Origin of the sequence: Methanocaldococcus sp., assembly GCF_024490875.1 — an archaeon.
GTDB lineage: Archaea > AGJL01 > Methanococci > Methanococcales > Methanocaldococcaceae > Methanocaldococcus.
The window spans coordinates 25,581-38,980 of the sequence record NZ_JACCLX010000006.1; the positions used below are offsets into that span (position 1 = coordinate 25,581).

13 protein-coding genes and 2 pseudogenes are annotated in these 13,400 nt (G+C 27.6%); 9 read left to right on the plus strand and 6 right to left on the minus strand.

Features of this window, described 5'->3' with window-relative positions; all coding sequences use genetic code 11:
• The first annotated feature begins 48 nt into the window (after window positions 1-48).
• The 6 genes and pseudogenes from larC (at window position 49) to HZY31_RS00755 (ending at window position 5,247) form a co-directional block, all read left to right on the plus strand.
• Window positions 49-1,179 carry a nickel pincer cofactor biosynthesis protein LarC gene (larC, locus tag HZY31_RS00730; protein ID WP_297317571.1) on the plus strand — a complete coding sequence of 377 codons (1,131 nt, stop codon included), beginning with the start codon at window positions 49-51 and terminating at the stop codon, window positions 1,177-1,179.
• Between the two features lie 46 nt (window positions 1,180-1,225).
• Window positions 1,226-1,662 (plus strand): annotated as a pseudogene (locus HZY31_RS08080) (IS607 family transposase); the annotation flags it as partial.
• Window positions 1,663-1,664: 2 nt separating this feature from the next.
• A complete protein-coding gene (locus HZY31_RS00735) occupies window positions 1,665-2,936 on the plus strand; it encodes an IS200/IS605 family accessory protein TnpB-related protein (protein ID WP_297317572.1) in 1,272 nt (423 codons plus the stop codon).
• Window positions 2,937-3,022: 86 nt separating this feature from the next.
• On the plus strand, window positions 3,023-3,553 hold the full coding sequence (locus HZY31_RS00740) for a tRNA (cytidine(56)-2'-O)-methyltransferase (protein WP_297317573.1): 531 nt from the start codon (window positions 3,023-3,025) through the stop codon (window positions 3,551-3,553).
• A gap of 99 nt (window positions 3,554-3,652) precedes the next feature.
• Window positions 3,653-5,118, plus strand: a pseudogene (locus HZY31_RS00750) (sodium-dependent transporter).
• A 24-nt stretch (window positions 5,119-5,142) separates the two neighbouring features.
• Entirely contained in the window at window positions 5,143-5,247 is a 105-nt protein-coding gene (locus HZY31_RS00755; protein WP_297317574.1) for a MetS family NSS transporter small subunit, read from the plus strand.
• Here HZY31_RS00755 and HZY31_RS00760 read toward each other — a convergent pair.
• From HZY31_RS00760 to HZY31_RS00775, 4 genes are all read right to left on the minus strand, one after another.
• A complete protein-coding gene (locus HZY31_RS00760; RefSeq protein ID WP_297317575.1) occupies window positions 5,242-6,135 on the minus strand; it encodes a hypothetical protein in 894 nt (297 codons plus the stop codon). The genes HZY31_RS00755 and HZY31_RS00760 overlap by 6 nt on opposite strands.
• The gene (locus HZY31_RS00765; protein WP_297317576.1) at window positions 6,092-6,712 is read right to left on the minus strand and encodes an archaetidylserine decarboxylase; all 621 of its coding nucleotides are present in this window, start codon (window positions 6,710-6,712) and stop codon (window positions 6,092-6,094) included. The genes HZY31_RS00760 and HZY31_RS00765 overlap by 44 nt, the downstream gene beginning before the upstream one ends.
• 13 nt (window positions 6,713-6,725) lie before the next feature.
• Window positions 6,726-7,346 carry an OB-fold nucleic acid binding domain-containing protein gene (locus HZY31_RS00770; protein WP_297317577.1) on the minus strand — a complete coding sequence of 207 codons (621 nt, stop codon included), beginning with the start codon at window positions 7,344-7,346 and terminating at the stop codon, window positions 6,726-6,728.
• A 125-nt stretch (window positions 7,347-7,471) separates the two neighbouring features.
• Window positions 7,472-9,163: an S-layer protein gene (locus HZY31_RS00775; protein ID WP_297317578.1), complete on the minus strand. Its 1,692-nt coding sequence runs from the start codon at window positions 9,161-9,163 to the stop codon at window positions 7,472-7,474.
• Between the two features lie 307 nt (window positions 9,164-9,470).
• Between HZY31_RS00775 and HZY31_RS00780 the strand changes: the two genes are divergently transcribed.
• Entirely contained in the window at window positions 9,471-10,244 is a 774-nt protein-coding gene (locus HZY31_RS00780) for an ATP-binding protein (protein WP_297317579.1), read from the plus strand.
• Between the two features lie 3 nt (window positions 10,245-10,247).
• Here the strand turns inward: HZY31_RS00780 and moaA are convergent, their stop codons facing one another.
• Together moaA and HZY31_RS00790 are read right to left on the minus strand one after the other, a co-directional pair.
• Window positions 10,248-11,168 (minus strand): GTP 3',8-cyclase MoaA, encoded by a 921-nt coding sequence (moaA, locus tag HZY31_RS00785; RefSeq protein WP_297317580.1) that lies wholly within the window; start codon window positions 11,166-11,168, stop codon window positions 10,248-10,250.
• Between the two features lie 148 nt (window positions 11,169-11,316).
• Window positions 11,317-12,018, minus strand: coding sequence for a peptidylprolyl isomerase (locus HZY31_RS00790; protein WP_297317581.1), 702 nt, complete (start codon window positions 12,016-12,018; stop codon window positions 11,317-11,319).
• Window positions 12,019-12,138: 120 nt separating this feature from the next.
• On the opposite strand from HZY31_RS00790, the gene HZY31_RS00795 reads away from it, so the two are divergent.
• The gene (locus HZY31_RS00795; RefSeq protein WP_297317582.1) at window positions 12,139-12,555 is read left to right on the plus strand and encodes an NfeD family protein; all 417 of its coding nucleotides are present in this window, start codon (window positions 12,139-12,141) and stop codon (window positions 12,553-12,555) included.
• A 9-nt stretch (window positions 12,556-12,564) separates the two neighbouring features.
• Window positions 12,565-13,380, plus strand: coding sequence for an SPFH domain-containing protein (locus HZY31_RS00800; RefSeq protein WP_297317632.1), 816 nt, complete (start codon window positions 12,565-12,567; stop codon window positions 13,378-13,380).
• The last annotated feature ends 20 nt before the right edge of the window (window positions 13,381-13,400 follow it).

Genomic DNA, 13,400 nt, shown 5'->3' on the forward strand with positions numbered 1-13,400 from the left:
TTTATTTTAAATTTTTACTTTTTTATTTAAAAAATAGAGGGGATTTTTATGTATATTTTGGATCCTTTTTCTGGAATTAGTGGAGACATGTTTTTATCAGCAATGATAACCTTTGTTAATAAAGAAGAACTTATAGAAACAATTAAAAAAGTTGTTGATGTGGATATTGAAATAAAAAAAGTTAAAAAGTGCCATATTATTGCAAATAAAGTTAATATAATTCCAAAAGACAAAGAGTATAAAATGAATTCTTACAAAGATATTGTTAAAGTTATTAAAGAGGCTAATATTTCAAAGGATATTAAAAATATTTCATTAGATATACTAAAAATATTATCTGAGGCTGAAAGTAGAGTTCATAATGTTAAAATTGATGATGTCCATTTTCACGAAATAGGAAATTACGATACGGTTGCCGATATTGTTGGAGCATCCTATATAATAAATAAATTAAACTTAAAAGATAACTGCTTTTATAGACCAATAAATGTTGGAAATGGTTTTGTAAAAACAGAACATGGTTTATTCCCAGTTCCTGCTCCAGCAACATCTGAAATATTAAAAGGAATGAAAATATTTTTTTCAGATATTAATGAGGAATTAACTACTCCAACAGGAGCGGCAATAATAAAATATCTAAATCCAAAATTAATTGAAGATAGTTTTATAGTAAAAGAGATTTCTTATGGAGCAGGATATAAAGATCTAAAAATTCCAAATGTTTTAAGAGTATTTAAAATAGAAGATAAAGTATTGGAGAAAATTGTATTGTTAGAAACAAATGTAGATGATGTTTCGCCAGAAATTTTAGGTTATTTATATGAGGTTTTAGAAGGGAAGGTTAAAGATTTGCACTTTATTCCTACATATATGAAAAAAAATAGACCTTCCTATACTATAAGGGCTATTGTTAAAAAAGATTTAGTTAATGATGTCTCCAAAATTATAATGAGAGAGACAGGAACTTTGGGCATTAGAATTTATAAAATAAATAGAATAATTGCAAATAGAGAATTTAAAACAGTCAAAGTATTTGATGATGATGTCAGAATAAAAATAGGAAAAATAGATGATGAAATAATTTCTGAAAAGCCAGAATATGAAGATTTAAAAAAAATTGCTAAGAAATATAATATCCCATTAAAAGATTTATATAAGTTGATTTTAAAGGATTTGTGACAGTTTTTCAGTTTTTGTAGCATACCAGAACATATAAATACTTATAGTAGTATTATATGCAAGAGTTTCTGATAGAGACCAAAAAAATGATTTAGAAAGGCAAGTAGAATATTTAAAAATTACTGTAAAGAGAAAAATTATGTTATTGAAGAAATAATTACCGACATTGGTAGTGGTTTAAACGAAAATAGGGGAGGATTAAAAAAATTATTCAAATTAGTAAAGGAAGGAAAAATAAACAAAGTAATAATTACTACAGAAGATAGATTAACAAGATTTGGTTTTAATTACTTAAAAGAATTTTTTAACCATTGTGGTGTTGAGATAGAAGTTGTCGATAAGAAGAATTTCAAAACTCCTTATGAAGAATTAGTTGATGATTTAATAACAATAATTTCACATTTTGCTGGAAAATTATATGGTTTTAGAAGCCATAAAAGGAAAAAAATTATTGAACAAACAAAAGAACTATTTAGTGAATGAAGATGGTAGAAACGGTTAAACTATCAAAAACTGTAGTATTGAAAAGCAGACCATTAACGAGAACAAAAATAAAAATAATAATAGAGAATACTATAGGGGTTTATAAAGAAATTTTAACGAATGCCTTAGATTTTGGATTAAAAAATAATACAAAAGGGCATATAAAGATTAGGAAAGGAATATATGAAGAAATAAAAAACAAATATCCGAAATTACCTACCCACTACATATATACAGCTTCACAAGACGCATCCACAAGGATAAAAAGCTTTATATCCATAAAAAAGAGAGGAAGAGCATATACAAAAATTCCTAAAATTAAAAGGGCATCTTTATGGTTAGATGATATTTTATTCAACTACAAAGATTTTAAAACCAATATAGAAAAACTATTCTCGATGGATAAAAAAGGAAAGAGGACATTAAATTTAAGATTATCTACACCGAATGGTAGAATAGTTATTCCTCTAAAACCACATAAACTATTTTTTAAACTGATAAATGAAGGTTGGAAAATAAAAGCTGGCTTTAAACTGATATTGAATAAAGTGGATGGGACAGTAAAGGTTTTAATCCCGTTAGAGAAAGAGATAACAATTAATGATAATTATAAAGCTGTTTATGCGTTAGATTTTAATTTGGACAATATAACTTATGGTAATTTCGAAAATATAGAAATGATAAAAACCAATTTAGGAAAATTAACCGAAAAATACTCTAATATAGCAATTAAAATCCAAGAGAAATTCTCATTTAAAGGAATACATAAGCAAGAAAAACCGTTAAAGAGGAAAGGCATAATTTTGCTTAAAAAATTCGGTAGGAGATTAAAAAATATCAGAGAAGATAAGTTAAAAAAGTTAGCCAACAAAATATCTAAAGAACTTAAAGAAAAAGATGCAGTTTTAATTATCGAGGATTTATCCTCTTATTTTAACCAAAATATTGCTAAAAACTCATTTAAAAATCTAAAACATAAACTACACAACATCTCTGCTAAAAAATTCTTAAACTATCTTAAAAATAAGTGCTTAGAATTCGGTGTTAAAGTTGTTGAGGTAAATCCTTCCTACACCTCTATATTATGCCCAAACTGTGGAAATAGATTATCTCAACTGTATAAATTATCCGATGAGGAGGCTCTGCCTTCGAGGTTAATGTATTGCTTCGATTGTGGTTTTTATGCCGATAGAGATGTTACTGCTGTCTTTAATTTAATAAGTTCAGCCCGAAGTCCAATGAACCTACAGCAGAGGGAATGGTATTCCCGATGAAGCTGTGGGTTGAGGACAACCCATTTCCATAATCTATGTTGCTAAATGCTATTATTATGCTATAAAAATGGGAAACGGGAATTAATATGGTTGTTGAGGTTTTAAGATTAGGACATAGAGAAGATAGAGATAAGAGGATATCTACACATGTTGCCTTAACTGCAAGAGCTTTGGGGGCTGATAAAATAATATTTACAGTTGATGATAAAGATGTTGAAAGTAGTGTTAAAAAAGTCGTTGAAAATTGGGGTGGTGATTTTAAATTTACTGTTGAAAAGAATTGGAGAAGATATATTAGAGAATTTAAAAATAGAGGAATTGTTGTTCATCTAACTATGTATGGGGCTAATGTTAATGAGATAATGCCAGAAATTAGAAAGTTGAGTAAAGATAAAGATATATTAGTTATAGTTGGTGCAGAAAAAGTTCCAAAGGATGTTTATGAGTTGGCAGATTACAATATATCTATTGGCAATCAACCTCATTCTGAAGTAGCCGCTTTAGCAATTTTCTTAGATAGACTATTTGAAGGTAAAACACTTTATAGAGATTTTGAAAATGCAAAAATAAAAATTATTCCATCCAATGACAGAAAGGTAGTGTTAAGAAATAAATAACAAATAAATAATAAACTAAATTATTTATATTATTAAATTATAACAGTATATTTTAAACGAATACTATCACTAATAAACTAAAATGGTGATAGTTTGAAAATGAGAGAGCAGTGGGGTTCAAGAATAGGTTTTATACTTGCAGCAGTTGGTTCAGCAATAGGTTTAGGGAATATTTGGAGATTTGGTTATATGGTTTATAATAATGGAGGAGGAGCATTTTTAATTCCATATTTTGTGGCATTGTTCTGTGTAGGTATAACTTTAATGATTTTAGAACTTGCATTAGGACATTATACAAAAGGATCTGCCCCATTAGCATTTAAAAAATATACAATAAGTGTGAATGGGTAGGATGGTTTGAAGTTCTTGGAGGATTTGTTATTACAACATATTACATTGTTATAATTGCATGGTGTTTATACTATCTTGTAGAGATTATATTGTTTGGTTTGCCAAGTAATCCAAAAACATTCTTTTTTAATGAAGTTCTTAATCTTTCAAGTGGTGTTGGAGAAATTGGCAGTTTTGTTTGGGGAATTTTATTATCTGTTATAGTAATTTGGGTAATAAACTTTTTAATAGTTGGATGTGGAGTTAAAAAAGGTCTTGAAAAGGCAAATAAAATATTTATTCCATTGTTGTTTTTACTTATAATTATTTTAGTTATTAGAGGAATAACTTTACCTGGTGGCTTGGAAGGAATAACTTGGTATTTAACTCCAAACTTTGCAGTATTAAAAGATCCTAAAATCTGGTTAGATGCATTTTCACAGATATTCTTTACTTTAAGTTTAGGATTTGGAATAATGATAGCATATGCAAGTTATCTTCCTAAAAAAACAGATATAACAACAAGTGCATTTACAATTGCGTTATTAAACTGTGGATTCTCTTTCTTGGCAGGATTTGCTGTCTTTGGAACTCTCGGATACATGGCGTTAAAAAGTGGAGTTCCATTGAATGAGGTAGTATCTCCAGGTATTGCATTAGCATTTGTAACATTTCCAAAGGCAATATCTTTAATACCAGTAGGTAGTATTATATTAGGAATAATATTCTTCTTAGCTTTGATTATTGCTGGTATTTCATCATCAGTATCGTTAGTTGAAGCGATAGTTTCTGCAATAATGGATAAATTTGATATTAGTAGAAGAAAAGCGTTATCTATAGTTACTTTGTTAGGACTACTTGGAAGCTCTATATATGTAACAAATGCTGGATTATATTGGATTGATATGATAGATCATTTTGCCTCTGGATATTTATTACCAATCGCTGGAATTTTAGAGGCAATTATTGTATTTTGGTTGTTTGGAGGTGATAAAATAATAGAATATGTTAATAAACTATCAGAGATAAAAATAGGTTATTGGTGGAAATATCTTACAGGTGTATTTTCTCCATTAGTTTTATCAAGTTTAATAGTGTTAGATATATATAGTCTAATGCATAAACCTTATGGAGGATACTCTTGGAATTACTTAGGAATAGCGATGTTAGTAATTCCATTAGTATTTGGGGTATCGTTTGTATTATCTAAGATACCTTGGAAAAATGAACGTTAATAAAAATTTATTGTGGGTGAGAATATGCCAATCTCAGCAATTGTTATGTTTATATTTGGAGCTACAGTATTATGGGGAGGTTCAATCTACTTCCTCTGGAAGAGTATAAAGCAAAATGAAGAATTATAATATTGAATTTATTTCCTCAGAAGCATCTGTTGGCTCTTTAAATCCTCTATAAACCTCTTTAACTACTTTCCTTATAAATTTAATTTTATTTTCTTTGATTTTACAACTTTGAATGCATAGAGGACAGTAATTTAAATAGAATTTATCTTTTTTCATCTTCATTGGAAAGAGTTCAAAAAAGTTTATAATTATACCATTAGAATATTTGAATATATTACAATTCAAGCAAGATGTAAAAATATACCCCTTTAAATTACTTTCAATTATTCTATTCTTTAAAAATCCACATGGAAATTTGGTTATAAGAGATTTGATTTCTTCTTTTGTTAAATCTAAATTTAAAATTTCATAATTGACATTTTTTTGTTTTAAAAAATTTAATATTTTCTCCTTAGATTTATTAGGTACTAAGGCAGGAAAATCGTAAATTACTACTTTAACATTAAAAATAGTATTTAAAATATTAAGAGAATATAAATCATACTGACAGTGAATTAAGCATATTATATCTTTCTTATTTTTGGGGATTTCATCGTATAGAAAATATTTACAAATATCTTGAATTATTTCATTATCTCTAAATAAAGATTTTATTAATTTTACTCTTTCTTTAAACAATATATAGTCAGTAATATCCTCAACTTTTATAATTTCAAATTCTTTTAACTCTTCTTTTAGTTTTCCTACAACCCATCCTCCTGGCCCTATAATAGTAGATTTGTCAGTTCTATTTTTTGTATATATTGTTAAAATATTACCATTAATTTTTATATCAACTATGTCAAAAAAAGTTTTATTTAAACCTAAATTTTCTCTAATTTTTGAAACTTTTTCTTTAATTTCATTAATTATTTGTATTTTTGATAGCGATAATTGTCTGTCCTGCATAAACTTTCTCTCCTACTTTAACTTTTATAGAATAATCAGTAGGGACTATTAAAGCAGTTTGAGAACCTAGTTTTATTCTTCCGATTTCTTCTCCTGCATATACATACTCTCCTTCTTTAATATTTAATATACATCTTCTTGCTATAAATCCTGAAATTTGTACCACACCTATATAGTCAGAGCCATTTCTTATAATAACGATATTTCTCTCATTAACTTTTTCAACACCTTTTAAAAATGCTGGATAAAAACTACCATCTATATGTTTTATATATACAACTTTTCCACTTATTGGAGCTCTATTTACATGCACATCCAAAGGGGACATAAATATTCCAACAACATAACAACCCTTAGGAAAGTATTTTGAAACATTTAAAACATAACAATTACCATCTTTAAAAACTTCAGCATAGCCATTTTTATAGTATTTTATATACTCTACAGTTCCATCTGCTGGAGATATTATAATATTATTACCTTTAGTTATCTCTCTATATGGGTCTCTATTAAAATATATGGTAAATAACAGTAGAGAACATATTGTAATAGCAAAGAATTTTTTATACTTCTTCATGTATATTCACCATTTATTTAGATGTGTTCTCATGAGATTCACACCACTTGCATTTCTCGTAGCCTAATGCTTTGGCATCTTCTTCAGAATAAAAATATATAATATTACTTTCTTTTAATCTTTTTCCGTAAGGACAGTTATTTAAAGTGTGATACTTTTTACCATACTTTGAAGCATATATATTTGTAGGTATTGGAGATAAATAAATATCTCTATTGTAATTTCTCTTTTCAATTAGTTTAAAGTTATGAATATCATTTAATATTATTTCATACTTTCCATTATATACGGTAACCTTTCCCTTCACTTCTACATAATCCCCTTCCTTTATCATTGGAGTATAACTCAACATATAATTTAATAATTGTTCTCTTGTTTTGCCAAAAGATACTATATCTAAGTTTCCAGTTCCATCATTTATTACAATTCTTGAAATATTAATTACATGTCTATACTTATCTCTTTTAACATCTATTTCTTGAATATATCCCTTTATAATTACATAGTCTCCTTCTTTAATATTACATATTTTACTTTCTTTTGGTTGAATTGGATTTAAAAATAGATATATTGTAGATAGAATTATAAAACACGTTAAAGTAAAAAGAATAATATTTTTTTGATTTAGTTTCATTTGAACACCTCAAATATTCATACCTATACTTTTATAGTTTCATTATATATAGTTTCTTACAATATTTACCAATTAATTTAAATATACAAATATACCTTATAAACAAAAAGAAAAAGTTAAAGGATTTAGAGGTTTTTAATTAAGTATAATGCTGCTTCTCTTGTAGCCTCTCTGTTACCTCCAGCAACTACAACAACATCGTGTCCGTTTGCTACACCTTTGACAATTTCGATAACTGGTCCTGATGTGTTGTTAATTGGAACTGGTAATTTACCCATATCTTGGAGTTCTTTTGTTAATTTGTTTGCAACTGGTCCTCCAACTAATACTAAGTTTTTATCTGCTGAATCTAAGCTAACTTCGGTATCTAATTTTGCAATTGGTGCTGTTATTGGAACTACTTGTTCTGCTGTAGCTTCAATTTTCTTTAATGTGATATCTGCATTTAATACACTAACTGTTTGTCCTAAATCTACTGTTGTATCTTTTGTTACATCTGAATAGACATATATTTTGTATGTTCCTGATTTTGAATCTACAACATCATCTACTTTTAATTTAAAGTAATCATCTACTGCTGAGAAAGTATCTCCTTTTGAGCTTAATTTATTGTCATCATTTGTAGGATCTGTATCATCCACTAATGCAATACCACAGATTAAGTTATTATCAACTTCACCTTCTCCTTTTATTTTTACTCCACTATCTGTAATATCTGTATCTTTAGATATTTCTATTTGATCAGTAGTAGGATCTTCAACTACTGCATATATTTTGTAATCTCCTTCGTACTTGTCTCCTAAGTGTAATCTCTTTATGTCATTTACTAAGTATACATCAGCATATCCTGTAGTTGCAGCAACATTCTTATATGCATTTACTACTATTACACCTACAGGACCGCTTACTAATACTAGTGGATTTGTTGTATTTGCATAGTCAAATTTCTCTGCTACTACTTTACCATCTTTTAATATTTGAACATCTACTTTTGATGGAGCTCCTGAAGTAGTCGCTTCTAAAACTGCTTTTATTTTAGCTTCATATCCATTTCCTAAATCATAAGTTTCTCCTTCACTTAATACTCCATTATATACACACTTACCTATTATTAAGTCATCATTGTCAGCATCAGCTTTAACAAACATATACTGTTGTCCTAAGAATGGTATTAATACTCCAGGAGCTAAATATGTATTACTTGTATCTAATTTCCCATCAGCAGTTACTATTGATGCATAACCAACTAAATCTATACCAATTTCATGTGATTCATTTTTCATTGCAAAGAATCCAATTTCGATACCATCATCATCATTTACTGAATAAATATTTTTTGGATCTACGTCATCAATTTTCATTAATGTTGTTAATGTTTTAGTAGTAATTGGACCTCCTTTATAATATTCGTCTCCTCCAAATATTATTCCATTATCTAATGGATAATCTCCATCATCAGGAGTTACAACATAGGTATAGTTATCATATTCAGATGTATTATATTCTACTTTACTTGCATCTGCTGAAACATGAACATTCAATTCTGCACAACCTTCATTAACAGTTCCTTCTTTGTAGCACATTGAACCTATTTTTGCAGCGATGTCTGCTGCTGAAACTACATCCATTGTTGATGGAGCGTTAGCACCAACTACAACATAACAGTTTGGCTGACCATCTTTAACTAATATATCTTTTATATCTGATAAACTTCCACTAACAACTGTTACTTCTGCAGCTACTCCACTTGCTAATGCAGTAGCTACCATTGCTCCTCCAATAGCAATTGCACCAATTTTCTTTAAACTCATTGCCATATCTTATCACCTTAATTTTTTATAGTTGTTTTACTTTACGGGATATAACTTAGATAACCTACTATATATACCTTACGATATGAAACGGTTGTAACGATTGTTTCAGACTTTATATCTCAATTGTATCTTTCCAATTTTGAAAATCTTAAATTACATATCGAATTTACTAAAATAAGAAAGTTATAAACATTTATAACTTTTCAAAAAGAATAAAAATTTATATAGCCAAGTGTAAATATTTAATAAAAATTTATAAAAAAACTTGTAAGAAATAGTTTTAAAAACCGATGATAAATTTGTGATAAAAATGAAGATAGCAATAACTGGAAAAGGAGGAGTAGGGAAAACATTTATATCTTCAACTTTAATGAGATTATTTGAAAAAAAAGGTTTTAAAGTTATTGGAGTTGATTGTGACCCTAATCCTACATTAGCATTATCTTTTGGAATTGAAGATAACATTATACCATTATCAAAAAGGCATGATATAATAGAGGAAAAGACTGGAGCAAAGCCTGGAACTTATGGAAGTATTTTTAAATTAAATCCAAAAGTTGATGACTTAATCGATAAAGTTGGATATAAGATAGGGAATATAACTATATTGGTTATGGGAACTATAGAAGAGGGAGGAGAGGGCTGTGTTTGTCCTGCATCTGTTTTGTTGAGAAGGTTACTTAGGCATTTAATAGTAAAAAGGGATGAAGTAGTTATCTTAGATATGGAAGCAGGAATAGAGCATTTTGGAAGAAAAACAATAGATAGTGTTGATTTAATGCTAATTGTTATAGAACCAACTAAAAAGTCATTAATAACTGCTAAAAGAATGAAAAAATTGGCTAATGATTTAGGAATAAAAAATATTAAAGTTATTGTCAATAAGGTTAGAGATGAAAATAAAGAATTATTAAAAAATATTGTTGAGAAAGAACTTGGTTTAAAGATTTTAGGATTTGTTCCTTATGATGAAAAAGTTATTGAAAGTGAATTTTTAGGAAAACCTGTTAATTTAGAGTCAACGGCTGTAAAAGAAATTGAGAAAATATTTAATCGTATTTTAGAGTTAAAGAAAAATATTTAACTTTTATTTTAATTTATTTAATTTATTGAATTTAAAATAGGGCTCTCTTCTATTTATGCACTCAATAAAATATGGTTCTAAATTTTCTCCATTTCTTAAAGGAGTTAGAATATCAACTAAATTATCATCTCTCAATAGGCATGGCTTTAAGTAGCCATCGTGGGTTAATCTAATTCTTGTACAATGCATACAAAATTCACTGTTATCCATGGGTCTTACGAACTCTATTTCCAAATTATCTACAATGTATTTTTTCCTATTATGCATAAATTTCCTTGCTATAACCTTGTCAGATTTTTCTTTAATTTCATTTTCTATTGTAGAAATGTCATAGTAATATTTTTTAAGTTCTTTATTTAAAGGAATAAATTCAATAACTTGCAAAATAGCCCCTACATCCCTACAAAATTCCATTATATTAGGTAAATCTTTAATGTTTATAGTCATTGCTAAAAAATTAACTTTTAGTGGTGTTAATCCAACATTTATTGCTTTTTTTATCCCATTTATAACTTTTTCTACATTACCAAACTTAGTAATTTCTTTATATAATTTTGGATTTAAAGTATCTAAACTCACATTAACTCTATTTAATCCAGCATCTTTAAGTTTTTCAGCATATTTTTTTAAGAAAATTCCATTAGTCGTTAAAGAAATCTCTTTTATTTTTTTATCCTTTACATTTTCAATAATTTCGCAAATGTCATTTCTTATTAAAGGCTCTCCCCCAGAAATTTTAACTTTTCTAACTCCAAATTTTGTTGAAGTTTTTACTATAACTCCAAACTCTTCTGGTTTTATATATCTATTATAATTGCCTTCTAAATTATGCCCCTCTCTATGACAGTAAAAGCATTTTAAATTACACTTATTAGTAACTGAAATCCTAAAAGATCTTATTTCTCTACCATATCTGTCTTTCATAACTATCCACTATATTGATATAACTAAAATTATAAAATTAAACTGAACAAAAATGAAAAATTAAAATTGAGAGATAATATTAATTATAAAAATTTAATCTATAAAAAGCTACCGTAACTATTTTAAATTAAACTAAATATTTAGAATATTAATTACTCACTTTTTTTTCTTTATTTTCCTTTTTTCTTTCAAAAGTTTCAATAAAAATAACTTTATCTACATCTTCTAATCTCTTTAATATCTCATTTGCTATAGCCATTTTAAATCTTTCAATGTTTGGAATGAAAGGAGCAAATTCTGGTAATTCTATTTTAACAGTCTCATTATCAATAGTAACATTTACATCAGTTATTTTAGGAACATACATCTTTACAATTTCCTTCACTATATCTTCTTTATTTTCTATAACTTCCTCAATTTTTATTCTATACTTTACCTCTTTTCCTGCCAATTCATGATTAAAATCTACTAAAACTCTTCCACTATTTACACTAACAATTTTTCCGGGTATGTTATCTATATATACTGTTAAACCTTTTATTGGCTGAATTCCTCTTTTCTTAAATTCAGATATAGAAACTAATTTTATTTTTGATGGATCTCTCTTACCAAATGCTTTTTCTGGGGATAAAACAACTTCCCTTTCTTCACCTACATCCATTTCTAATATTACTTCATCTAATCCTGGGAGTATCTGTCCTTCACCAGCAAAAATAGCAACAGGTCCATAAACTACTGCGGGATTATAAATTCCCTCTTTTTTGGCCAATTCCTCATTAGTAGTGTCAAATAATTTCCCTTCAACATATCCATCATAACTAACCTTAACTAATTTTCCTTTTTCTACCATTTATTTCACCTTTTAGTTAGTTAAAAGGTTTTCATATTTTTAATATAAGGTATATATAAATATAACGACAAAGTATAAAAAATTTTAAATATAATAAAATATTAACATATGTGATGATCTATGGAGGACTTAGGATATTTTTTCATACTTGTAGGTGTTATTATAATGGCATTAGAGACTGTAACTCCTGGATTATATCTTCCTGCATTAGGAATAGCATTATTAATATATGGAGTAGTATTGCTAATACTTCCTCAGTATGCATTTATTTCAGCAATAATTTCTGGAATTATAACAATTATATTATTAAATAGATTCGTTTATGGCGTAGGAAAAGATGTAAAAATTGGGGCTGAAAGATTTATAGGAAAAATTGGAAGAGCAGTTAAAGATTTTGATGAAAATGGATATGGATGGGTTGAAATAGAAAATCAAAAATGGCTTGCAAAGTCAGAGGATAAAATAAAAAATGGGGATAAAGTTGAAATTATAGGAGTTGAGGGAGTCTCCCTAATCGTTAAAAAAGTGAAAAGGTAGATTATTATGGTGTTTTGGTTTTGGTTAATATTAGGACTTATACTATTATTTATAATTATCAAATCAATAATTATTGTAAATCAGTATGAAGGGGGATTAATTTTTAGATTAGGTAGGGTTATTGGAAAACTAAAACCTGGAATTAATATTGTAATTCCATTCCTAGATGTGCCTGTTAAAATTGATATGAGAACTATGGTTATCGATATACCACCTCAAGAGATGATTACAAAGGATAACGCCGTTGTAAAAGTAGATGCAGTCGTTTATTATAGAGTTATAGATGTAGAAAGAGCAATCTTAGAAGTGGAAGATTATGAATATGCAATAATAAATTTAGCACAAACTACATTAAGGGCTATAATTGGCAGTATGGAATTAGATGAAGTATTAAATAAAAGAGAGTATATAAACTCCAAGTTATTAGAAATTTTAGATAGAGAAACTGATCCATGGGGAGTAAAAATTGAAAAAGTTGAAGTTAAAGAAATAGATCCTCCAGAAGATATTAAAAATGCCATGGCTCAGCAAATGAAGGCAGAAAGACTAAAAAGAGCGGCTATATTAGAGGCAGAAGGAGAAAAGCAAAGTAGAATATTAAAAGCTGAGGGTATTGCCGAAAGTTTAAGAATTGAGGCAGAAGGGCAAGCTAAAGCAATACAAATAGTTGCTGAAGCCGCAAGAAATTACTTTAAAGATGAGGCTCAACTTTACAAATCTTTGGAAGTTGCCAACAATGTATTAAAAGATAACACTAAATATGTTATATCTGAAAATATTCTAAATATTGTTAAAAATTTCATTAAGAATGAAAAAAATAAATAGTAAAATTATTATAAGTTATA

Coding starts and splice junctions, on each gene's coding strand:
- larC (WP_297317571.1), top strand. CDS start 49: ATGTATATTTTGGATCCTTTTTCTGGAATTAGTGGAGACATGTTTTTA.
- HZY31_RS00755 (WP_297317574.1), top strand. CDS start 5,143: ATGCCAATCTCAGCAATTGTTATGTTTATATTTGGAGCTACAGTATTA.
- HZY31_RS00760 (WP_297317575.1), bottom strand. CDS start 6,135: ATGCAGGACAGACAATTATCGCTATCAAAAATACAAATAATTAATGAA.
- HZY31_RS00735 (WP_297317572.1), top strand. CDS start 1,665: ATGGTAGAAACGGTTAAACTATCAAAAACTGTAGTATTGAAAAGCAGA.
- moaA (WP_297317580.1), bottom strand. CDS start 11,168: ATGAAAGACAGATATGGTAGAGAAATAAGATCTTTTAGGATTTCAGTT.
- HZY31_RS00740 (WP_297317573.1), top strand. CDS start 3,023: ATGGTTGTTGAGGTTTTAAGATTAGGACATAGAGAAGATAGAGATAAG.
- HZY31_RS00765 (WP_297317576.1), bottom strand. CDS start 6,712: ATGAAGAAGTATAAAAAATTCTTTGCTATTACAATATGTTCTCTACTG.
- HZY31_RS00790 (WP_297317581.1), bottom strand. CDS start 12,018: ATGGTAGAAAAAGGAAAATTAGTTAAGGTTAGTTATGATGGATATGTT.
- HZY31_RS00775 (WP_297317578.1), bottom strand. CDS start 9,163: ATGGCAATGAGTTTAAAGAAAATTGGTGCAATTGCTATTGGAGGAGCA.
- HZY31_RS00795 (WP_297317582.1), top strand. CDS start 12,139: ATGGAGGACTTAGGATATTTTTTCATACTTGTAGGTGTTATTATAATG.
- HZY31_RS00780 (WP_297317579.1), top strand. CDS start 9,471: ATGAAGATAGCAATAACTGGAAAAGGAGGAGTAGGGAAAACATTTATA.
- HZY31_RS00770 (WP_297317577.1), bottom strand. CDS start 7,346: ATGAAACTAAATCAAAAAAATATTATTCTTTTTACTTTAACGTGTTTT.